The sequence below is a fragment of the Actibacterium sp. genome (assembly GCF_055134745.1).
This window is the reverse complement of sequence record NZ_JBSRVX010000024.1, coordinates 12,619-34,507: the sequence shown is the minus strand read 5'-3', so window position 1 is coordinate 34,507 and position 21,889 is coordinate 12,619. Positions and strand designations below refer to the sequence as shown.

Genomic DNA, 21,889 nt, shown 5'->3' with positions numbered 1-21,889 from the left:
GCGATGGCCAAGGATAACAAACCCCGGCGCCCCAAGGCGGAAACGCCCAAGGGCTTTCGTGACTATTTCGGCACGGATGTGACCGAACGCAATGCCATGCTGGCCACGATCGCAGAGGTTTATCATCGCTATGGCTTTGACCCGCTGGAAACGCCTGCCGTGGAGACGGTCGAGGCGCTGGGAAAATTTCTGCCCGATGTCGATCGCCCGAACGAAGGCGTGTTCGCCTGGCAGGAAGAAGACAGCGGCTGGCTGGCGCTGCGCTATGACATGACAGCGCCGCTGGCGCGGGTGGCGGCGCAATATCGCAATGACCTGCCCAGCCCCTATCGTCGGTTCACGATGGGCCCGGTGTGGCGCAACGAAAAGCCGGGGCCGGGGCGGTATCGGCAGTTTTATCAATGCGATGCCGATACGGTCGGGTCGGCAAGCGTGGCGGCGGATGCCGAGATTTGTGCCATGCTGGCCGATACGTTAGAGGCCGTGGGGATTGCCCGCGGCGACTATATCGTGCGGGTGAATAACCGGAAGGTTTTGAACGGGGTGATGGAGGTGGCGGGCCTTGCCGGTGACGATAAAGAGGCCGAACGCGGCATCGTCCTGCGCGCCATCGACAAGTTGGACCGGTTGGGGCCGGAAGGTGTGCGGGCGCTGCTGGGCAAGGGCCGGAAGGATGAGAGTGGGGACTTTACGAAGGGCGCGGAACTATCAGCCGAGCAGGTTGACATTGTTATGACCTTTGTTGAGGCGCCAAAATCGGTGCTTGACCGAATGGAGGGATACTGGACTGCAGCCGATCAGGCTGAACAGGGACGCCAGTATTTCAAAGACGTTGCTCATGCGCTCTCACTTGAGCGGGGCGCCGGTAGGGCAAGGGGCGAGAGTCACACTCCGGGTTCGGCGCGTGTGAAGAATACCTTCACCCTTTCATATCTAGCAGAAATTGTTCGAGGCTCCGACCAAGGACTAGCTGGAGTTGAAGAACTTAAGGAGATGTCAAATCTTCTGGGCTCGGGGGGCTATGCCGCTGATCAAATCGTCATCGACCCCTCGGTCGTGCGCGGCCTCGGCTATTACACCGGCCCCGTCTATGAGGCGGAACTGACCTTTGAAATCCTTGATGAAAAGGGCAACAAGCGCCAGTTCGGCTCGGTCGCGGGCGGCGGGCGCTATGACGATCTGGTGGAACGCTTTACCGGGCAAAAGGTGCCTGCAACAGGTGTGTCCATCGGCGTTGACCGCCTGCTGGCCGCCCTGCGCGAAAAGGGCCGGATCGGCACCGCTGCTGAAGGCCCCGTGATCGTGACCGTGATGGACCGCGACCGGATGGCTGATTATCTGGCGATGGCGTCGGAACTGCGCGCCGCCGGTATCCGCGCCGAGGTCTATCTGGGTAACCCGAAAAACTTTGGCAACCAGTTGAAATACGCCGATAAACGCGCATCCCCCGCCGCGATCATCCAGGGCAGCGACGAGGCCGCGCGCGGTGTCGTCCAGATCAAGGACCTGATCCTGGGCGCGAAAATCGCCGCCAGCGCCAGTGTCGAGGAATGGAAATCCCAGCCCGCCCAGATCGAGGTGCCCCGCGCCGATCTGGTGGCGCAGGTCCGCCGGATATTGGGCCAATGACCGATAAACCCGCCATCCGCGCCAAGGCCGAACGCCTGTTCGCCGCGTTTCAGGCGGCAGGGGCCGTGCCGGTCGAGGCTGACATCCTGCAGCCCGCCGAAACCCTGCTGGACCTTTACGGCGAAGACATCCGCGCGCGTGCCTATGTCACCGCCGATCCGCTGCGCGGCGAACAGATGCTGCGGCCCGATTTCACCGTGCCCGTGGTGCAGGCCCATATGGCAGGCGGGGCGGAACCTGCGCGCTATACCTATATGGGCGAGGTTTTTCGCAAACAGGAACAGGATCTTGGCCGGTCCAGCGAATATATCCAGGTCGGTTTTGAAGTCTTTGACGGCAGCGATCCGGCAGCGGCCGATGCCGAGGTCTTTGCCCTGTTCGCCGAGCTTCTGGCCCCGCTGAACCTGCGCGCCGCGACCGGCGATATCGGCATTTTGCTGGCCGCCGTCGATGGGCTGACCACATCGGACAAGCGCAAGGCGGCGCTCAAACGTCATCTGTGGCGACCGCGCCGGTTCCGCACGCTGCTGGACCGGTTCGGCGGGCGCAGCCCGGTGCCCGAAAGCCGTCTGCGGCTGTTGGATCAGGTCGATCGGATCGGGGTTGAGGCGCTGCTGGATCAGGCCGGGGCCGGGATCGGCCTGCGCGCCCGCGACGAGGTCGCGGCCCGGATCGCCACCTTGCAAGAGGATGCCGATCTGCCGGCGATTTCCGAGGGCGAGGTCGAGATTCTGGACCATATCCTGTCGCTGCGGGAAACCGCGCCCAATGCGCTGGAACATCTGCGCGATATCGCGGTGGATCTGCCCAATATCGCCCCTGCCGTCACCCTGTTCGACCGGCGTCTGACCGCGTTGACGGCGCGCGGGGTGGATGTGGACCGTCTGGATTTTGAAGCCAGCTATGGCCGCACCACACTGGAATATTATGACGGCTTCGTTTTCGGCTTTTACGCCGAGGCGCGGCCCGATCTGCCACCTGTGGCCAGCGGCGGGCGATATGACGCGCTGACCCGCGTGCTGGGGCAGGGGCGGGCCATTCCGGCAGTGGGCGGGGTGCTGCGCCCCGAACTGATGCTGATGCTGTCGGGGGCTGCGCAATGACGCTGAAGCTGGGCGTGCCGTCCAAAGGGCGGCTGATGGAAAAGACCTTCGACTGGTTCGCCGAACGTGGCGTGACCCTGTCGCGCAGCGGGTCGGAACGTGAATATGCCGGTGCTGTCGCAGGTATCGACGGGGTCGAACTGGTGCTGCTGTCGGCGGGCGAGATCCCGCGTGAACTTGCCGCTGGGCGGATCCAGCTGGGCGTGACCGGGTCCGATCTGGTGCGCGACAAGCTGGCCGATTGGGAAAACCGGGTGCGTGAACTGACCCCGATGGGGTTTGGCCATGCCGATCTGGTGATCGCGGTGCCGCAATGCTGGGCCGATGTCGATACGCTGGATGATCTGGACGCCGCGGCGGCGGCCTTTCGGGCGCGCCATGGCTTCCGGCTGCGGATCGCCACCAAATATCACCGGCTGATCCGCGATTTCCTGCGCGATGCGGGTGTGGCCGACTATCAACTGGTGGACAGCCAGGGCGCGACCGAAGGCACAGTCAAGAACCTGACGGCCGAAGCGATCGCGGACATCACCTCGACCGGCGACACGTTGCGCGCCAATCACCTGAAAATCCTGTCCGATGGCTGCGTTCACAAAAGCCAGGCGACGCTGTTCCGGTCGCGCCGGACGGGGTGGAGCGACCAGATGCGCGCCGATTTCCGCGCGCTGTGTGACCGGTTGGGCATCGAGGATTAGCAGGGTCGCCAGAAAAATCTTCCCGAAGATTTTTCGCGGCAAGAAAATTCGTGAATTTTCTTCCTATCGCACCCCGATATCGGCCAGGGCCGCGCTTAGCGACGGGGGCAGGGTATCGTCGCCCGCCCGCGCCTGCGTCAGATCGCGCGGCGCGTCGGCGGCGGACAGATAGCGCCAGCCCTGAAACGGGCGGCGAGGCACCGATTCTGTCAGCACCACATCGCGCTCCAGCACGATGCCGCAGCGGGTGATGCCATCACTCCCCGGCACCTCGTCCAGTGCCACGATGCGCTGACGGGCCAGGATCAGCCCCTTGAACACCCAGTAAAGGCTGCCGCCGTTCAGCAATTCATCGGCCCGCTTCGGCCACATCCGGGTGACATGGCGCGGCGGGGTGCCGGTATCGGCGAAACGCGCGCTTTGCCAGTCGGTCAGATCGCTGACCTGATCGGCGCCGACGCAAAGCTTTACCAGATTGACATAGGGTTGCGGCATCAAAGCCCTCAAGATCGTGTTTAAGGCGGGCCGCCCCGCACATCTTGTTGCGGAACGCTGCCCGAGCGCGTATCTTGTCAGCCCTTCCCGACCGGATCAAGGACCCAACGATGACCCGCTTTGCCGCCCCGATTGCCGAACAGATCTGGGATATGAAATACCGCCTGAAGGATGCCGATGGCACGCCTCGGGACGTAACCGTCGAGGATACATGGCGGCGGATCGCGCGGGCGCTGGCGGCCCCCGAAAACGACCCCGGACAGTGGGAAGAAAAATTCTATAGCGCGCTGGAAGATTTCAAATATCTGCCGGCGGGCCGGATCACAGCGGGGGCCGGCACCGCGCGCAGCGTCACGCTGTTCAACTGCTTTGTCATGGGCACGATCCCCGACAGCATGGGCGGCATTTTCGACATGCTGCGCGAGGCGGCGCTGACCATGCAGCAGGGTGGCGGCATAGGTTATGATTTCAGCACGATCCGGCCCAAGGGGGCTGGGGTCAAGGGCGTGGCCGCCGATGCTTCGGGCCCGCTGTCGTTCATGGATGTCTGGGACGCGATGTGCCGCACGATCATGTCGGCGGGGTCACGTCGTGGCGCGATGATGGCGACGATGCGGTGCGACCATCCCGATGTCGAACAGTTCATCACCGCCAAGCAGGATGCGGCGCGTTTGCGCAACTTCAATCTGTCGGTTCTGGTGACCGATGCCTTCATGGCGGCGGTCAAGGCCGATGCGGGCTGGGATCTGGTGTTCGATGGGACGATCTATCATACGGTGCAGGCGCGCGATCTGTGGAACAAGATCATGCGGGCGACCTATGATTATGCCGAACCCGGCGTGATCTTTATCGACCGCATCAACGCAATGAACAACCTGGCCTATTGCGAAACCATCGCCGCCACCAATCCTTGCGGCGAACAGCCCCTGCCACCCTATGGCGCCTGCCTGCTGGGCAGCATCAATCTGGCGCGGCTGGTGCGCGACCCGTTCGGACCGGATGCGGCACTGGACGAGGATGCGCTGGACGATCTGACCGCCACCGCCGTGCGCATGATGGACAATGTCGTGGATGCGTCCCGCTTTCCATTGCCCCAGCAGGCCGAAGAGGCCCGCACCAAGCGCCGTATCGGGCTGGGAGTGACGGGGCTGGCCGACGCGCTGTTGATGGTCGGGCTGCGTTACGGGTCAGAGGAGGCCGCCCGTAAGACCGAGGCATGGCTGCACCGCATCGCGCGGGCCTCATATCTCGCCTCGGTCGATCTTGCCCGCGAAAAGGGGCCATTCCCGCTGTTTGATGCGGAAAAATTCCTGGCCTCGGGCAATATGGCGCAGATGGACGCCGATGTGCGCGACGCCATCCGCACCCATGGCATCCGCAATGCGTTGCTGACATCCATCGCCCCCACCGGCACGATCAGCCTTTATGCAGGCAATGTGTCCAGCGGGATCGAACCGGTCTTTGCCTATGCCTATACCCGCAAGGTGCTGCAAAAGGACGGCTCGCGCACCGAAGAAGAGGTGGTCGATTACGCGGTGCAGATGTGGCGCGAAAAATTCGGCGATGCGCCTTTGCCCGGCTATTTCGTCAATGCCCAGACCCTGGCGCCGCTGGACCATGTGCGCATGCAGGCCGCCGCGCAGAAATGGATCGATTCAAGCATATCCAAAACGATCAATTGTCCCGTCGATATCAGCTTTGACGCATTCAAGGGTGTGTATTTGCAGGCTTATGAAACGGGGTGCAAAGGTTGCACCACCTATCGGCCTAACGATGTGACGGGCTCGGTTCTGGCGGTGTCGGAAAAATCCGAAAAGATGCCCGAGGCCGAAACCGGCGCCGAGGTCATCTATATGTCTGAGCCGCTGGACCGGCCGCAGGCGCTTGAGGGGAATACCTATAAACTGAAATGGCCCGACAGCGAACATGCGATCTATATCACCATCAATGATATAGTGATGGCCGGACGCCGCCGCCCGTTCGAGGTGTTCATCAACTCCAAGAATATGGAGCATTTCGCCTGGACGGTGGCGCTGACCCGGATGATTTCGGCGGTGTTCCGGCGCGGCGGCGATGTGTCCTTCGTCGTCGAGGAGTTGAAAGCCGTGTTCGACCCGCGCGGCGGGGCCTGGATGCAGGGCAAATACGTGCCCAGCATCCTGGCGGCCATTGGTGGCGTCATCGAACGCCATCTGGTCAGTATCGGCTTCATTGATGGCGAGGGCATGGGGCTGAAGACCGATCCGCAGTCGGAGGCGATGGCGGTGGGTGAGCGCCCGCGCGGCCCGGCCTGCCCCAGTTGCGGCCAGTATGACCTGCGCATGATCGAGGGCTGTCTGACCTGCGCCAGTTGCGGCCATTCCAAGTGCGGTTGAACGGTCTGTAAGACAGGCCGATCTGTTTCATCAAGGCGCGCAAACACGTTATGCGAAACCGTGTTTGCGTATTTGCACGCTGTGCAATCGTGAACAGCTTTCGTAACTTCGACCGCAGCGCGAATATGAAATACAAATTCAATCGGAGGGCTCTGTATGAGAACGCTCATCTGGGCTGTGCTGGTTTTGGTGATGCTTCCATTTGGGAAGGCCGCCGCCCAAGAGCGACATACGCTGGGCTATGGGACAATCTTCAATAACGACTATCTGGGGGACGGCAAGGATCGCTGGCGCAGCGGATCTTATCGTCTGAGCGCGATACGGGGGCCTGCGTGGAGCGGCAAACTTCCCGATGCACCGGGAGAAATACTGGAATACCGTTTCCAGAGCGAGATCATCGCCCCCGACAGCCTGAACAGCCCCAAGCCAGGTGATCGCCGCTATGCGGGGATCATGTCGTTCGGGGTTCATACACATTTCAACCGCGCTGCGACAGATTATGCGCTGGGGGCCGATCTGGTCTTTGTCGGTCCGCAGACGGGGGTCGGGCGGTTTCATGCCCGCATGCACGACTGGTTAGGTGAGCCTTCGCCCTCGGCGGCACTGTCAAATCAGTTGGGCAATGCGGTATATCCCACCGTTCTGGCACAGGCGGTGCGTCCTGTCTGGATCGGGACCGATATCCGCGCGATGCCCTTTATCGAGGCGCAGCTTGGCGTTGAAAGCCTTGTCCGGATCGGTGGCGATCTTGTTTTCGGAACGTTGTCCATGGGCAGCATGGGGCTGCGCGATATGGTGACGGGGCAGGTGTTCAGCGGTATTCCGGGCATTGCCTCGGGGGCGGAATTCATTGTTGGCGGTGATATGGCGCTGGTTGGTTACAGCGCCTATCTGCCGTCTTCAGGAGGGTATGACCTGACACCGCTGCGCAAACGGCTGCGTGCGGGCGTTCGGTTTCAGACCGGTTCGGTCGGGCTGTTTTATGGTATTACATGGCTTGGAAAAGAGTTCCGCTCCCAGACTGACGAACAGTTGGTCGGATCGCTGGACCTGCGGCTGAAGTTCTGATTCGTTTCATGAAACGGGTGGCTTCCCAGAATTGACATGTTGTGCTAGCTTGCCTGCAATAAAAAAAGAAACAGAGGCAGGCAGGTATGAAAACGGGCTTTCGAGGCACGTTCGTCATTCCATGGTCACAGACTGAAATAGACGGTGTGCAGGGTGCATCGGTCGATGCTTTGACGGTAGGAGCGTCCTGGGTCAGGACGGGTCAGGCAATGCGGCTGGATGGACCGGCGGATCTTCTTCGGCTGGACGATTCAGATGGCGAGGCCGACCTTCGCAAAAGGGCGGCGAAATCGGTTCACCGGTTGGTCGGGGTGGCGCTGGACCCAATGCGGTCACTGGACGAAGAACCGGCACATCCGCTGGCAGACCGTGGCTTTGTCGTTTCGGATGGACGGCGGTCTTATGTGGCAACGGAAATCGTCACCGGGCCGGGGCGGCCGCCGCTGTTGATGTTTCTGGACGAATTGCCGCCCGAACGGGTGGAAATGTGGGTGGTGCGCTGCATCGCCGATCATCCGCAGCCACAGCGCCGGCCGGGCGACCAGGCCGGGGTAATCTGTTTTGCGGCGGGAACGCTGATCGACACACCCGAAGGCGCGCGCCCCGTGCAGGATCTGGACGAGGGCGATTTCATTCTGACCAAAGACAATGGCCCGCGCGAAATTCAGTGGAAGGGCCGCCGGCGCATGTCTGGTGCGCGGCTTTATGCCATGCCGCATCTGCGCCCGGTTCGTATCCGGGCCGGGGCGCTGGGGGATGACCGCCCGGGCGATGATCTGATCGTGTCCCCCCAGCACCGCGTCTTGATCAGGGGGCGTGCCGCGCAGACATTGTTTCAGACGCCCGAGGTTCTGGTTGCGGCCGAGGATCTGATCAATGACCATTCCATTCTGGTGGATCATGGATTGGCCGAGGTGACCTATATCCATCTGATGCTGGACGCACATCAGGTGGTCTGGGCGAACGGTGTCGAAACCGAAAGCTTCCACCCGGCCAATACGTCGCTCGACAGTGTCAGCCCGGATCAATTGCAACGGCTGCTGGGCCGGTTTCCGGCCATTGATCGCGATCGGTTTGCCTATGGCGATTTTGCGCGCCGCAATCTGACCGCCGCCGAGGCCGCGATTTTGCAGTATGAGGGCGGGCTGCGGCATTGACTCTGGGCTGGCGGGGGTTATAAGCCCGCCATTCCGGTCCGTTTTGGGCCGGTTTATTCATTGGTGTTGGTGGCCCCCGCAAGGGGATGCCTGTCATCCGCGCGGAATCGCGGAGAAGGACAACGCCCTTCATGGATATCCGCATGGGTATCGCCTGCAGAAGGAGATCAGACGGTGACAAAACGCACCTCTGCCAAGTACAAGATTGACCGCCGGATGGGTGAAAACATCTGGGGCCGCCCGAAATCCCCCGTCAACCGTCGCGAATACGGCCCCGGCCAGCACGGTCAGCGCCGCAAGGGCAAATTGTCCGATTTCGGCACTCAGCTGCGCGCCAAGCAAAAGCTGAAGGGCTATTACGGCGATGTGACTGAAAAGCAGTTCCGCCGCATTTATGCCGAGGCCGAGCGCGTGAAGGGCGATACCGGTGAAAACCTGATCGGCCTGCTGGAGCGCCGCCTGGACGCGGTCGTGTATCGCGCCAAGTTCGTGCCGACCATCTTTGCCGCGCGCCAGTTCGTGAACCATGGCCATGTGACCGTGAACGGAAAGCGTGTGAACATCGCCTCTTATCGGGTGTCCGAAGGCGACAAGATCGAAGTGCGGGATCGTTCCAAGCAGATGGCGCTGGTGCTGGAGGCCGTGCAACTGGCCGAACGCGATGTGCCGGATTACCTGGAAGTCGATCATTCCAAGATGACGGCCGTCTTCACCCGCACGCCGGGCCTGTCGGATGTGCCTTATCCGGTGGTGATGGAACCGAACCTGGTTGTGGAATTCTACGCCAAAAACTGATCCTTTTCGGTTCATCAAGATGACAGGGACCCGCCGCAAGGCGGGTCTTTTCGTTTCGAGCCTTGAATGGCGACGCCTGCGGCGTCAGGTCATGGGGCGCCGCTTGCGCGGCTTCGCTCGCCTGCGGCGGGCGAGTATTTGCGCCAAGGTGATGGGGGAAAGTGGTGCGTGCTTGGCCAAGTGGACAGTTTTGTGGCAATCGCCGAGTTTTACATGCTGGAAGCCGGTGCAAGGCTGGCAGGCGACAGCCGTTCGGGTAAGGTGGGCCGGACGACCTGCACTTATGGAAGGAAGCGCTGAATGCCCTCGTATCCCAGCTATGGCCGCATTGACGGCCCGATTGTCATCATAGGATTCGGGTCGATCGGGCGCGGCACGCTGCCGCTGATCGAGCGGCATTTCGAATATGATCCCAGGCGGGTGGTGGTGATCGAGCCTTCGGACGAGCATCATGTCTTCATGGTGCAACGGGGCATCACCCATGTGCAGGACGCGTTGACGCCCGACAATTACCGCGCCGTTCTTGGGGCGAGGCTGGAGGCGGGCAAGGGATTTTGCGTCAACCTGTCGGTCGATACATCATCGCTGGATATCATGCGGCTGTGTCGTGAAATGGGTGTGCCCTATATCGACACGGTGACGGAACCCTGGGCGGGGTTCTATTTCGAAACCACCGACAATGCCGCCCGCACAAATTACGCGCTGCGCGAGACGGTTCTGGCGGAAAAGCGCGCCAATCCGGGGGGCACGACAGCGGTGTCGTGTTGCGGGGCAAATCCGGGCATGGTGTCGTGGTTCGTCAAGGAGGCGTTGCTGACCCTGGCCGCCGATCTGGGCCGTCCGGCCGCGATTCCCGACAGCCGTGCGGGCTGGGCGCGCCTGATGCAGTCGCTGGGCGTGAAGGGCGTGCATATCGCCGAGCGCGACACTCAGAAATCGGTGGTGCACAAGCCGATCGGCACCTTTGTGAACACATGGTCGGTCGAGGGGTTCATCGCCGAGGGGTTTCAACCGGCCGAACTGGGCTGGGGCACGCATGAGCGCTGGTTCCCGCCCAATGGGCATCGCAATCAGGCCGGGTGTCAGGCCGGGATCTGGATGGACCAGCCCGGCGCCCTGACCAAGGTGCATACATGGTGCCCGACGCCGGGCCCGCAATACGGGTTTCTTGTGACCCATAACGAGGCGATCTCGATTTCCGATTATTATACGGTGGGGGATGCATCCGACCCCGAATATCGGCCGACCTGCCATTATGCCTATCACCCCTGTGACGACGCGGTTTTATCGTTTCATGAAACGCTGGGTTCCGGGATGGTGCAGGAAACGCTGAAAATTCTGGACGAGAACGAGATCGTTGATGGCATAGACGAGCTGGGCGTGCTGCTGTACGGGCATGAGAAGAACGCGCTGTGGTATGGGTCGCGCCTGTCGATTCAGGAAACCCGCAAGCTGGCGCCGTTTCAGAATGCGACCGGGTTGCAGGTGACATCGGCGGTGTTGGCCGGAATGGTCTGGGCGCTGGAAAACCCCGATGCCGGGATTGTCGAGGCCGACGAGATGGATCATGCGCGGTGTCTGCAGGTGCAGCGACCCTATCTGGGGCCGGTCGAGGCGCATTACACCGACTGGACGCCACTGACCAAACGCTGGTCGCAATTCACCGAAGAGATCGACGAAAGCGACCCCTGGCAATTCGTGAATGTTCTGGCGTCGTGAGGCGCGCGCGGAATTTTCGCAACACCTGCGGCATGGTCAGCGGTTTCCTGCTGGTCATGGCTTGGGCTTGCGTCTAGAACCCGGCCAAGCCGGAGGGTCCCATGTCGCAGATCGTGCCACAGCCTGGTATCATGGAGATCGCCCTGTATCAGGGCGGTCAGTCGCATCTGGACGGTGTTTCGGATGTGATCAAGCTGTCGTCGAACGAAAACCCGTTCGGCCCGTCGGACAAGGCGCGCGAGGCATTCGCGCGCACCGTGCATCAGTTGCACCGCTATCCCAACACCGATCACACCGCCCTGCGCACCGCAATCGCCGAGGTGCATGGCCTGGATGCAGACCGCATTATTTGCGGTGTCGGATCGGATGAGATTTTGCAATTCGTGGCCCAGGGCTTTGCCGGTCCGGGGGATGAGGTGATCTATACCGAACACGGGTTTTCGATGTATCCGATCCTGGCCCATGCCGTGGGGGCGACACCTGTCAAGGTGGCTGAACGCGAACGCACCGTGGATGTGGATGCGATACTGGCGGCCTGCACGGAACGCACCAAGATTGTGTTCATCGCCAACCCGGCAAATCCCACGGGCACGATGATCGGCGGTAACGAAGTCGCGCGACTGGCCGCCGGGCTGCCCTCCGGTGCCATTCTGGTGCATGACGGGGCCTATACCGAATTTGTCGAAGGCTATGATGGCGGGGCTTCGCTGGTCGAAAGCCATGACAATGTGGTGATGACGCGCACTTTTTCGAAGATATACGGGTTGGGCGGCTTGCGGGTTGGCTGGGGCTATGCGCCGCGCCCGATCATCGAGGTGCTGAACCGGCTGCGCCAGCCCTTCAACCTGTCCGAGGTGCAGATGGCCACCGCCGAGGCTGCCGTGCGCGATCAGGATTATGTCGCCAAATGTCGGGCCGAAAACGCCCGCTGCCGGGCCTGGCTGGCCGAGGCACTGGCCGAAATCGGCGTGCCGTCGGATACATCCACGGCGAATTTCGTGCTGGCGCGCTTTGCATCGGCCGCCGAGGCCGAGGCGTGTGATGCATTCTTGAAAACCCAAGGCATTCTGGTGCGGCGTGTCGGCGGTTATGGTTTGCCCAATTGTCTGCGTATAACGGTCGGTGACGAAGCATCCTGTCGCCGCGTCGCGCATGCGGTGCGGGCCTTCAAGGGGCAGGCGCAATGACAATGTTGTATAATCGTGTTGCGCTGGTCGGGCTGGGCCTGATCGCGGGGTCGATGGCCCTGGCGATGCGGCGTGGCGGGCTGGCCGGTGAAATTGTCGGCACCGCGCGATCCGCTGAAACGCGGGCGATCGCGGTCGATATCGGCCTGTGTGATCGCGTGGTCGACAGCGTGGCCGAAGCCGTGCAGGGCGCTGATCTGATCGTGCTGGCCGTGCCGGTCGGCGCGATGGGCGAGGTGGCCGAACAGATGGCGCCGCATCTGAAGCCGGGGGCAACCGTTACCGATGTGGGATCGGTCAAGCGCGCGGTGATTGATGCGGTGGCCCCGCATATCCCGGATGGCGTGCAATTCGTGCCGGGCCATCCGCTGGCCGGCACGGAACATTCCGGCCCGCGTTCAGGCTTTGCCGAATTGTTTGAAAACCGCTGGTGCCTGCTGGTGCCCGTGCCCGGCAGTGACCCCGCCGCGGTGGATCGGTTGCGCCGGTTGTGGGAAGCCATGGGCGCGCATGTCGATGAAATGGATGCCGATCACCATGATCTGGTGCTGGCTGTCACCAGCCATGCACCGCATCTGATTGCCTATACGATGGTGGGTGTGGCTGATGACTTGCGCCGGGTGACCGACAGCGAAGTCGTGAAATACTCGGCTGCGGGGTTTCGCGATTTCACCCGCATCGCAGCATCCGATCCGATCATGTGGCGCGATGTATTCCTGAACAACAAGGACGCGACGCTGGAGATTCTGGGTCGCTTCACCGAGGAACTGTTCGCGCTGCAACGCGCGATCCGCACCGGGGATGGCGCGTTGTTGCAGGCCTATTTCACCCGCACCCGCGCGATACGGCGCGGCATTATCGAGGCGGGTCAGGATACCGAAGCCCCCGATTTCGGGCGCGCCAAGAGGCCGGGATGACCCGCGCGGGCTCGGCTGTCGCGGCGATCATGCTGTGGGCGGGCGGGACCGCATTCGCCGAGACCGCAGCTGTGCCGCAGGTGCATGAGTCAACAACGCAAACCGGTGGTTTGGCCGGGGCCGACCTGCCTGCGATGGCGACGATCCCGCCGCCGCCGCGCCCGCTTTCCGGCGCGGATATGGCGGTGTCTGCCGCCCCCGTTTCCAGCGTGCCCCGCAAGAATGGCCTGTGTGGCGATCCCAAATTGCAGGGGGATGTTCTGGCGCCGATCAAAGCCAAGTTCGACGCCTGCGACATCGCTGCCCCGGTGCGGGTGCGCTGGGTGGATGGTGTCGCGCTCAGCCAGCCGGTGGTGGTGGATTGCGACACCGCGCAGGCGCTGCGCCGCTGGGTTCAGGAAGGTATCAAGCCGACGGTCGGGCGGTTGGGCGGCGGGCTGCGATCGCTGGAAATCGCGGGCAGTTACACGTGCCGGACCCGTAACAACCAGCCTCGCGCCAAGGTCTCGGAACATGCGCGGGGCCGGGCGATAGATGTCTCGGGTGTCACGCTGAAAGACGGTACGGCGTTTACGGTGCTGGACGGGTGGCGCGATCCGGCGCAGGCCAGCGTGTTGCGCTGGATGCATCGCAGCGCCTGCGGCCCGTTCGGCACGGTTCTGGGCCCCAACGCAGACCAGCATCACGCCGATCATATCCATGTGGATATTACTGTGCGCCGGTCAGGGCCTTATTGCCAGTGATCCGCCATCGGCGCCGTGATCAATAGCGGCGCAGGCGGGGGGCGGCACCTAGCGGCACGGGGCCAAGGCTGGTCAACCCGTTGCGAAAGGTCAGGGGCAGGTCCAGCGTCGCCTTGTCGCCATCCAGACCTGCCAGCAAGGACAGCGCCTGTTCAACCCGAGGGGCCGCAGAGGCATCCAGAAGGCCCGCGGTGACGGCCAGTGGAATGACCTGCCGCCAGTTTTCAGCGCGCAGCATCACTGTGCCTTCCGCCAGACCGATGCCGGATGCGGTCAGAGTGCCGCTGGCATTCAGCCGAATGTCGCCCCATTGCAGCACCAAGGACTTCAGGTCGATCGCCGTCAAATTCGGGGGGGTGGACAGCGCGAAACGATCCAGCGGCGCGTCGAGTGCAAGATCGGCGTCCAGATTGATCTGGCCTGTGCCCGCCGGCAGGGGGGTGCCTGGCAGCATCTGGTTCCACAGATCTTGTGACAGGGTCAGGCCGCTTGCAGCAAGGCCGATCCGATGTGTGTCGGTCAGCCCCACAACAGCGCGGGTGGCAAAGCGCAGATCATCGGCCGACAGGCTGTGCCCCGGCGCCCCGGTCAGTCGCAGGCCCTGGGCCACCAAAGCCGAGTGATCCAGCGGCAGGCTGGGCGCTGGACGGAAGGTGGCGCTGGCGCGCATATCGGTGCTGGCTATGGCGATCTGGCCCAGGCCTGTGTCGATGATCTGGTCATGGGGGAAGACGACGATCACCCGGTTGGGTCGATAGCTGAGCGCCAGAATTTGCACAAAGGGGGCCTGCCAGCCGATGCCATTCGCCGGGTCGGTGATGCGCAGATCGTGCAGCGTGCTGTCCAGCCGGTTGGGAAAGCCGGCGACGGCCAGATCGGTATAGGAAACCTGCAAACCTGCCGCCTGCTGCGCCCCCAGCCATTGTGTCAGCCCCGACTTGACCGTGCGGGCCGCCACGAACCAATAGCCCGCCCATACAAGCCCCGCGACAATCACCACCCCGATCAGTTTGCGCATTGCCGCCTCTTTTCTTGACCTGGGACGATGTTTACAGTTCTGCGGACAAGAGGGCCAGTGCAATGGATGGACCACCCCTGTGGGTTTTCGGATACGGATCGCTGATCTGGAGTCCCGGTTTTGCAATCGCGGAACGACAGGTTGCGCGCCTGAGCGGCTGGCATCGCAGCTTTTGTATGCGCTCGATCCATCATCGGGGCACACGGGCCGATCCCGGGCTGGTGCTGGCGCTGGATGCGGCACCGAATGCCGTGTGCGCAGGCGTCGCCATTCGCGCGGTGCCGGGCACCGAGGCAGAAACACTGGTCTATCTGCGTGAACGGGAACTGATTTCATCGGCCTATCTCGAGGCGGACTTGCCTGTTGATCTGGCTGACGGACGCCGGGTTCAGGCCCTTACATTCGTCATTGACCCGGACCATGTGCAATATTGCGGCGGGCTGCCGCTGGAAGACCAGGCAGGTATCATCGCCCGCGCCGTCGGTGGACGCGGCCCCAACCGCGATTATCTGGCCAACACCGTTGCGCATCTGCATGATCTTGGGATCAGCGACCCCGATTTGCAGTCGCTGGCGAAGCGCGTGGATGAAATCTCGGCGCAGCGGCGCAGTTAGTGCAACATCCATATTTGCGTGTTGTGGGCTGCGGACGGTTCGCCTAGTGTTCAGGCAGGATCAACGGGCCCGGACCCGATACATGAGCATGACCCAAAGCCAATCCCAGCCCCAGTTTTCCCAGCCGGTCCGCCAGATCATTCTCATGCTGGTGTCTGTCGGGCTGTTCTCTTTCGGGGCCTATGTCGCCTATCCCCGCGTGGCGTCGGTCTTCCTGTCAAACCCGTTTCTGAACGGCATCATCGCCCTGGTTTTCATCTTCGGCGTGCTGGCCTGTTTCTGGCAGGTGTTGCAACTGATCGCCTCGGTCAACTGGATCGAAGGTTTCGCAGCCCATCGCCCGGGGCACGAGTTGACCACGGCCCCCCGCCTGCTGGCGCCGCTGGCGGCATTGCTGCGCGCGCGCGGGGCCGAAATGCAGATCAATGCCTCTTCGGGGCGTTCCATCCTTGAATCGGTGGCAACCCGGATCGAGGAAGCCCGCGACATCACCCGATATCTGGCCAGCCTGCTGATTTTCCTGGGTTTGCTGGGCACATTTTACGGGCTGGCGACGACGGTGCCGGCCGTCGTGGAAACCATCCGTTCGCTGGCCCCCAATCCGGGTGAAGACGCGGTTGCGGTCTTCGGGCGCCTGATGTCCGGGCTCGAGGCGCAACTTGGGGGCATGGGGACAGCGTTTTCATCCTCGCTTCTGGGCCTGGCCGGCTCGCTGGTCGTGGGCTTGCTGGAATTGTTCGCAGGCCATGGCCAGAACCGGTTCTATCGCGAGCTGGAAGAATGGTTGTCCGGCATCACCCGGCTTGGGGTTGCAATCGGCGATGGTGAAAGCGACGGCACAGATCTGACCTTCGCGCTGGAGCGAATGGCCGATCAGAACGCCCAGCAGATTGCGGCATTGCACAGCCTGATGGCGCAGGCGGAAGAACGCCGCGCGGCATCGGAACAACGGGTTGACGCGCTGACCGCCGCCGTCGAAACGCTGACGGCGCGTCTTGACCCTGCGGCAACGATCGCGGCTCTTGGCCGGCTTGGGGAAGGGCAGGATCGTGTCGCCGATCTTCTGTCCCGGCGCGAAGAAGAGGGCGGCGCCCATGTCGATGCCGAAAGCCGCATGCGCCTGCGGTCCATCGACGTGCAACTGTTGCGCATTCTGGAAGAGATCTCGGCCGGTCGTCAGGAGGCCCTGACCGACCTTCGTGGCGATCTGCGGGTTCTGATACAGGTCATTCGCGACGCCACAGGCGATCCGGAGGAATAGGGTCATGGCCCTGAACCGCCGCACCGGGGCCCGCTTCCAGGCCAGTATTTGGCCCGGTTTTGTCGATGCCATGACGGCGCTGTTGCTGGTGCTGATGTTCGTGCTGTCGATCTTCATGATCGTCCAGTTCATGCTGCGCGAAACGATCACCGGCCAGGCCACGGAACTGAGCGAGCTGAACACCGAACTGGCAGCCCTGTCGCGGGCATTGGGCCTGGAACAACAGCGCAGCTTTGCATTGGAAAGCGATCTTTCTGCCGCGCAGGAACAGGCCAGGTCGCAATCGAGCCTGATTGCGACCCTGACCGCACAGATGGAAGGCAAGGATGCCGAACTTGGCGCGGCCAATGCGCGGATAACTTCGTTCGAGGCGCAGGTCGCCGGTTTGCTGGCCCAGCGTGACGATGCGCTGAAACGTGGGCAGGCCCTGGAAGAGCAGCGCGACGAACTTCTAAGCGAACAGGAACAGCTGCAACTGGCGCTGTCACAGTTGCGAACCGAGGTCGATGCCCAGGTCGAGGCCGCGCGGCTGGCGGCAGCCCGGCGCGATGCCCTTGCCGCCATGATCGCGGATCTGCAGCGCGAGGCGGCGCAGGAGGGCGCGAAATCAGCCGCGCTTGCCGGGCAGGTCGATACGCTGCAGCAAAAGCTGTCGGACGAAGAGGCCGCCCGCCTGGCCGAGGCCGCCGCCGCGCAGGCGCTGCGCGACAAGCTGCAGAATTCAGGTGCCGAACTGACGGCGATGACGCTGGCGCTGGAAGAACAGCGCAAGCGCGCCGAAGAGACGCTGACCCTTCTTGCCGCCGCACGTCTGGCGCAGGCCGAGGCCGAACAGCGCGCGACAGGCACCCTGTCGCAGGCCGATCGCGACGCGGCGCTGCTGAATGCCGCCAAGGCAGAACTGGCCGAAGAACAGGACAAATCCGCCGAAAGCCTGCGCAAGGTCGAGGTTCTGAACCAGCAGGTTGCCGCGTTGCGTGCGCAGCTTGGATCACTGCAATCCTTGCTGGACGAAGCCAGCAGCCGTGATGCGAGCGCACAGGTTCAGCTTGAATCGCTGGGCAATCGGCTGAATGCCGCACTGGCGCAGGTGGCCGCCAAGGAAAAAGCCCGCGCCGCCCTGGAAGAGGCCGAGCGCCTGCGCCTCGAGGCCGAAGCCGAGGCGCTGAAAAACCGTGCCAAGAATCTGGAAAACTACCGTTCCGAGTTTTTCGGAAAACTGCGCGAAGTTCTGGCCGGGCGCGAGGGTGTGCGGATCGTGGGCGACCGTTTCGTGTTTTCATCCGAGGTTCTGTTCGAGCCGGCCTCGGCCGAACTGTCGGCTGAAGGCAAGGCGCAGATCGCCAATGTCGTGTCCATCCTGCGTGACATATCCGATCAGATCCCGCCTGCCATCGACTGGATCATCCGCGTCGATGGCCATACCGACAATACACCCTTGTCCGGGCTGGGGCAGTATCGCGACAACTGGGAACTCAGCCAGGGACGTGCCCTGTCGGTGGTGCGGTATATGACAGATGTTCTGGGCTTCCCGCCTGAACGCCTGGCTGCGACCGGATTCGGCGAATACCGGCCTGTTGCCACAGGCGACAGCCCCGAAGCCCTGACCCAGAACCGGCGCATCGAATTGAAGCTGACCGAACGCTGACCGATCGTGGCGCGCCCGGGTCTGTCGTCGCAACGGGTATTTGGACCAAGGATAACCCTGCTGTTTATTCTTGGAAAAATACCCCGGGGTGCGCGAGGGGCTGGCCCCTCGCCCGCCCAACAAAAGCATAGCCCGGCACGTTTGCGCCGGGCTATCTTGGTTTTATCTGACTATTACTCTGCAGTCAGCAGAGGGGGTTTCTTTGAGGAAAGCTGTCTTTTGGCCGGCTCTTCGACTTCCAGAACAATCTGTCCATCCTTGACGCTGACAAAGACAGTGCCGCCTTTCGCGAGTTTCCCAAACAGCAACTCTTCGGCCAGCGGTTTCTTGATGTGCTCCTGGATCACCCGGCCAAGGGGGCGGGCACCCATCTTGTCGTCGTAACCCTTGTCGGCCAGCCATTCGGCGGCGGCCGGGGTCAGTTCGATATGGACATTGCGATCCATCAACTGGGCCTCGAGTTGCAGCACGAATTTTTCGACGACCTGCAGGATGACCTCTTTTGGCAGCGGCGCGAAGCTGATCACCGCATCCAGCCGGTTTCGGAATTCCGGCGTGAAGGTGCGCTCGATCGCGGCGGTATCCTCGCCGGTGCGCCGGTCGCGGCCGAAGCCGATGGCGGATTTGGCCTGTTCGGCGGCCCCGGCATTCGAGGTCATGATCAGGACCACGTTGCGGAAATCGACTGTCCGGCCGTTGTGATCGGTCAGCTTGCCGTGATCCATGACCTGCAGAAGAATGTTATAGACATCCGGATGCGCCTTTTCCATTTCATCCAGCAGCAACACGCAATGCGGGTGCTGATCGACGCCATCTGTCAGCATGCCGCCCTGATCGAAGCCGACATAGCCCGGCGGCGCACCGATCAGACGCGATACGGCGTGTTTTTCCATATATTCGGACATATCGAAGCGCAGCAATTCCACGCCCAGCACATCGGCCAGTTGTTTGGCGACCTCGGTCTTGCCAACGCCGGTGGGGCCTGCGAACAGATAGTTGCCGATCGGTTTTTCCGGTTCGCGCAGGCCTGCGCGTGCCAGTTTGATCGCCGAAGACAGCGCCTCGATCGCATTGTCCTGGCCAAAGACCACACGCTTCAGGCTGCCTTCCAGATCCTTGAGAACGGTCGCGTCGTCTTTGGATACGTTCTTGGGCGGGATGCGCGCGATCTTGGCCACGACGGCCTCGATTTCCTTGGTGCCGATGGTCTTGCGCCGTTTGGCGCTGGCAACCAGATGCTGGGCCGCTCCGGCCTCGTCGATCACGTCGATGGCCTTGTCGGGCAGTTTGCGGTCGTGGATATAGCGCGCTGACAGTTCCACCGCGGACTTGATCGCGTCTGAGGTGTATTTGATGTGGTGGTGGTCCTCGAAATAGGGTTTCAGCCCTTGCAGGATCTTTACCGCGTCATCGACCGAAGGTTCGTTCACGTCGATCTTCTGGAACCGGCGCGACAGGGCACGGTCCTTTTCGAAATGCTGGCGGAATTCCTTGTAGGTGGTCGAGCCCATGCAGCGCAGCTTGCCGCCCTGCAGCGCGGGTTTCAGCAGGTTGGAGGCATCCATCGCCCCGCCTGACGTAGCCCCTGCACCGATCACGGTGTGGATCTCGTCGATGAACAGGATGGCGTCGGGATGGTTTTCCAACTCGGTCACCACGGCTTTCAGCCGTTCCTCGAAATCGCCGCGATAGCGGGTGCCGGCCAGCAATGCGCCCATATCCAGCGAATAGATCGTGGATTTCGACAGAACCTCGGGTGTTTCGCCGCGGGTGATCTTCAGCGCCAGACCTTCGGCGATGGCGGTCTTGCCAACACCGGGGTCACCGACCAGCAGCGGGTTGTTCTTGCGACGGCGGCACAACACCTGAATGCAGCGCTCGACTTCCATCTCGCGGCCGATCAGCGGGTCGATATCCCCCTTGCGCGACTTCGCATTCAGATCGACGCAATATTTGGCCAGCGCCGATTCCTTGGCTTCGGCCTCTTCGGTATGGGGGCTGGCGGCAGACTGTGCTTCGTCATCGAATTCCGGCGCACCGGTGATGGGGCGGGATTCGCCGAAGCTGGGATTCTTGGCCACGCCATGGGCAATGAAATTCACCGCGTCGTAACGGGTCATTTCCTGTTGCTGCAGGAAAAACGCGGCATTGGATTCACGCTCGGCGAAGATGGCGACCAGAACATTGGCGCCGGTGACTTCGGTGCGGCCCGAAGATTGGACATGGATCGCGGCGCGTTGAATCACACGCTGAAAGGCGGCTGTCGGAACAGCCTCGGACCCTTCGATGTCGGTAACCAGCGTCGACAATTCCTCGTCGATGAATTCCACGAGGGTTTCGCGCAGGTCTTCCAGATCGACCGAACAGGCAGTCATCACCTTGGCCGCATCGGGTTCGTCAATGAGGGCCAGCAACAGATGTTCCAGCGTTGCCAGTTCGTGGCGCCGTGCGTTGGCAAGCGCCAGCGCTGCGTGAATGGACTGCTCCAGGCTATGTGAAAATGCAGGCACGTTCAGTGCTCCTTTCCTGTGCGGCAGATCGGGTGTCACCCCGTTCGGACCTAGGCCTCATATGATTAAGCTTCGGTTTTTAAGGCCGGTCTTCAAGTCTTTTCTGATCAATTTTGATCACCTGTTGCGCGTTCGCGTAACAATTGGGCGTTTTACGTGAGCAAGGCCCGCGTGTTCAGGCGCGGAAATTATCCTTGCGGCGGCGTATCTCGGCAAAGACCTGTGCATCGGGCGCACCTGTCATGCCAACAAGTTGTTTTATCTGCGGGTTCGAGGCGCGCAGAAACGGATTTGTCGCCAGTTCCAGCGACAGTTCACAGGGCACGGTCGCCTGCCCCTGACTGCGCGCCTTGTCGATCTGTTCTGCCCGAGAAATAAGCGCCTGATTGTCCGGTTCAATGGTCAGTGCGAATTTTGCGTTGGCCGCCGTATATTCATGGCCAGAATAAACCATTGTTTCCCCCGGCAGCGCGGCAAGTTTGCTCAGGCTGTCCCACATCATTTCCGGCGTGCCTTCGAACAGCCGCCCGCAGCCCAGCGCCATCAGGCTGTCGGCGGTGAAAACGGCCGCAGCCGCAGGAAAGTAATAGGCCATGTGGCCCATCGTGTGGCCCGGCACCGACAGGGCCACGATCTGGGCATCGTCCGCGCCGATGACATCGCCATCCGACAGCGCGCGGTCAAGGTCGGGCAGTCTGGCCTGTTCGGCGGCGGGGCCCATTACCTGACAGCCGTATAGGGCGCGCAGTTCGTCCACCCCGGCCACATGGTCATTGTGATGATGGGTGATCAGCAGGCTGTCGGGTTGCCAGCCGCGGCTGGCAAGCGCGGCGATGATCGGGGCGGCCTGGGGGGCGTCGATCAGGCAGACGCCATCGGGCCCTTTCACAATATAGGCATAATTATCCTGCAGGCAGGGGACGGTGACAATTTCAATGGGCATGGCATTCTGTCT

18 protein-coding genes are annotated in these 21,889 nt (G+C 62.2%); 14 read left to right on the top strand and 4 right to left on the bottom strand.

All coding sequences use genetic code 11. From position 1 onward, the window contains the following. Positions 1–3 precede the first annotated feature (3 nt). The 3 genes from ACTCHC_RS05260 to hisG are packed head-to-tail and all read left to right on the top strand — an operon-like array spanning position 4 to position 3,427. Positions 4–1,629 carry a histidine--tRNA ligase gene (locus ACTCHC_RS05260; protein WP_463021422.1) on the top strand — a complete coding sequence of 542 codons (1,626 nt, stop codon included), beginning with the start codon at positions 4–6 and terminating at the stop codon, positions 1,627–1,629. Then, positions 1,626–2,732 (top strand): ATP phosphoribosyltransferase regulatory subunit, encoded by a 1,107-nt coding sequence (locus ACTCHC_RS05255; RefSeq protein WP_463021421.1) that lies wholly within the window; start codon positions 1,626–1,628, stop codon positions 2,730–2,732. The genes ACTCHC_RS05260 and ACTCHC_RS05255 overlap by 4 nt, the downstream gene beginning before the upstream one ends. Beyond that, on the top strand, positions 2,729–3,427 hold the full coding sequence (gene hisG, locus ACTCHC_RS05250; protein ID WP_463021420.1) for an ATP phosphoribosyltransferase: 699 nt from the start codon (positions 2,729–2,731) through the stop codon (positions 3,425–3,427). Before ACTCHC_RS05255 ends, hisG begins: the two co-directional genes overlap by 4 nt. Before the next feature lie 63 nt (positions 3,428–3,490). Here the strand turns inward: hisG and ACTCHC_RS05245 are convergent, their stop codons facing one another. Then, entirely contained in the window at positions 3,491–3,922 is a 432-nt protein-coding gene (locus ACTCHC_RS05245) for a DUF1489 family protein (protein ID WP_463021419.1), read from the bottom strand. Positions 3,923–4,032: 110 nt separating this feature from the next. Between ACTCHC_RS05245 and ACTCHC_RS05240 the strand changes: the two genes are divergently transcribed. The 8 genes from ACTCHC_RS05240 (at position 4,033) to ACTCHC_RS05205 (ending at position 13,883) form a co-directional block, all read left to right on the top strand. Continuing rightward, positions 4,033–6,297 (top strand): adenosylcobalamin-dependent ribonucleoside-diphosphate reductase, encoded by a 2,265-nt coding sequence (locus ACTCHC_RS05240; RefSeq protein ID WP_463021418.1) that lies wholly within the window; start codon positions 4,033–4,035, stop codon positions 6,295–6,297. A gap of 156 nt (positions 6,298–6,453) precedes the next feature. Next, entirely contained in the window at positions 6,454–7,365 is a 912-nt protein-coding gene (locus ACTCHC_RS05235) for a lipid A-modifier LpxR family protein (RefSeq protein WP_463021417.1), read from the top strand. Positions 7,366–7,451: 86 nt separating this feature from the next. Then, entirely contained in the window at positions 7,452–8,522 is a 1,071-nt protein-coding gene (locus ACTCHC_RS05230) for a Hint domain-containing protein (RefSeq protein ID WP_463021416.1), read from the top strand. Positions 8,523–8,696: 174 nt separating this feature from the next. Then, positions 8,697–9,317, top strand: a complete 621-nt coding sequence (gene rpsD / locus ACTCHC_RS05225; protein ID WP_463021415.1) for a 30S ribosomal protein S4 — start codon at positions 8,697–8,699, stop codon at positions 9,315–9,317. A 300-nt stretch (positions 9,318–9,617) separates the two neighbouring features. Next, entirely contained in the window at positions 9,618–11,036 is a 1,419-nt protein-coding gene (locus tag ACTCHC_RS05220) for a homospermidine synthase (RefSeq protein ID WP_463021414.1), read from the top strand. A gap of 101 nt (positions 11,037–11,137) precedes the next feature. After that, positions 11,138–12,223 (top strand): histidinol-phosphate transaminase, encoded by a 1,086-nt coding sequence (gene hisC, locus ACTCHC_RS05215; RefSeq protein WP_463021413.1) that lies wholly within the window; start codon positions 11,138–11,140, stop codon positions 12,221–12,223. Next, complete coding sequence (locus ACTCHC_RS05210; protein WP_463021412.1) at positions 12,220–13,140, top strand: prephenate/arogenate dehydrogenase family protein; 921 nt, start codon at positions 12,220–12,222, stop codon at positions 13,138–13,140. Before hisC ends, ACTCHC_RS05210 begins: the two co-directional genes overlap by 4 nt. Continuing rightward, a complete protein-coding gene (locus tag ACTCHC_RS05205) occupies positions 13,137–13,883 on the top strand; it encodes an extensin-like domain-containing protein (protein WP_463021411.1) in 747 nt (248 codons plus the stop codon). The genes ACTCHC_RS05210 and ACTCHC_RS05205 overlap by 4 nt, the downstream gene beginning before the upstream one ends. Positions 13,884–13,902: 19 nt before the next feature. On the opposite strand, the gene ACTCHC_RS05200 is transcribed toward ACTCHC_RS05205, so the two are convergent. Then, complete coding sequence (locus tag ACTCHC_RS05200) at positions 13,903–14,901, bottom strand: DUF2125 domain-containing protein (protein ID WP_463021410.1); 999 nt, start codon at positions 14,899–14,901, stop codon at positions 13,903–13,905. A 62-nt stretch (positions 14,902–14,963) separates the two neighbouring features. Between ACTCHC_RS05200 and ACTCHC_RS05195 the strand changes: the two genes are divergently transcribed. The 3 genes from ACTCHC_RS05195 to ACTCHC_RS05185 all read left to right on the top strand — a co-directional run bounded on the left by ACTCHC_RS05195 (position 14,964) and on the right by ACTCHC_RS05185 (position 18,424). Continuing rightward, positions 14,964–15,515 carry a gamma-glutamylcyclotransferase gene (locus ACTCHC_RS05195; RefSeq protein WP_463021409.1) on the top strand — a complete coding sequence of 184 codons (552 nt, stop codon included), beginning with the start codon at positions 14,964–14,966 and terminating at the stop codon, positions 15,513–15,515. An 82-nt stretch (positions 15,516–15,597) separates the two neighbouring features. Then, on the top strand, positions 15,598–16,776 hold the full coding sequence (locus tag ACTCHC_RS05190) for a biopolymer transporter ExbB (protein ID WP_463021408.1): 1,179 nt from the start codon (positions 15,598–15,600) through the stop codon (positions 16,774–16,776). Between the two features lie 4 nt (positions 16,777–16,780). Beyond that, positions 16,781–18,424, top strand: a complete 1,644-nt coding sequence (locus ACTCHC_RS05185; protein WP_463021407.1) for a peptidoglycan -binding protein — start codon at positions 16,781–16,783, stop codon at positions 18,422–18,424. A gap of 173 nt (positions 18,425–18,597) precedes the next feature. On the opposite strand, the gene clpA is transcribed toward ACTCHC_RS05185, so the two are convergent. Continuing rightward, a complete protein-coding gene (clpA, locus tag ACTCHC_RS05180; protein ID WP_463021406.1) occupies positions 18,598–20,934 on the bottom strand; it encodes an ATP-dependent Clp protease ATP-binding subunit ClpA in 2,337 nt (778 codons plus the stop codon). A gap of 175 nt (positions 20,935–21,109) precedes the next feature. Next, positions 21,110–21,877 (bottom strand): hydroxyacylglutathione hydrolase, encoded by a 768-nt coding sequence (gene gloB, locus ACTCHC_RS05175; RefSeq protein WP_463021405.1) that lies wholly within the window; start codon positions 21,875–21,877, stop codon positions 21,110–21,112. Positions 21,878–21,889: the final 12 nt, after the last annotated feature.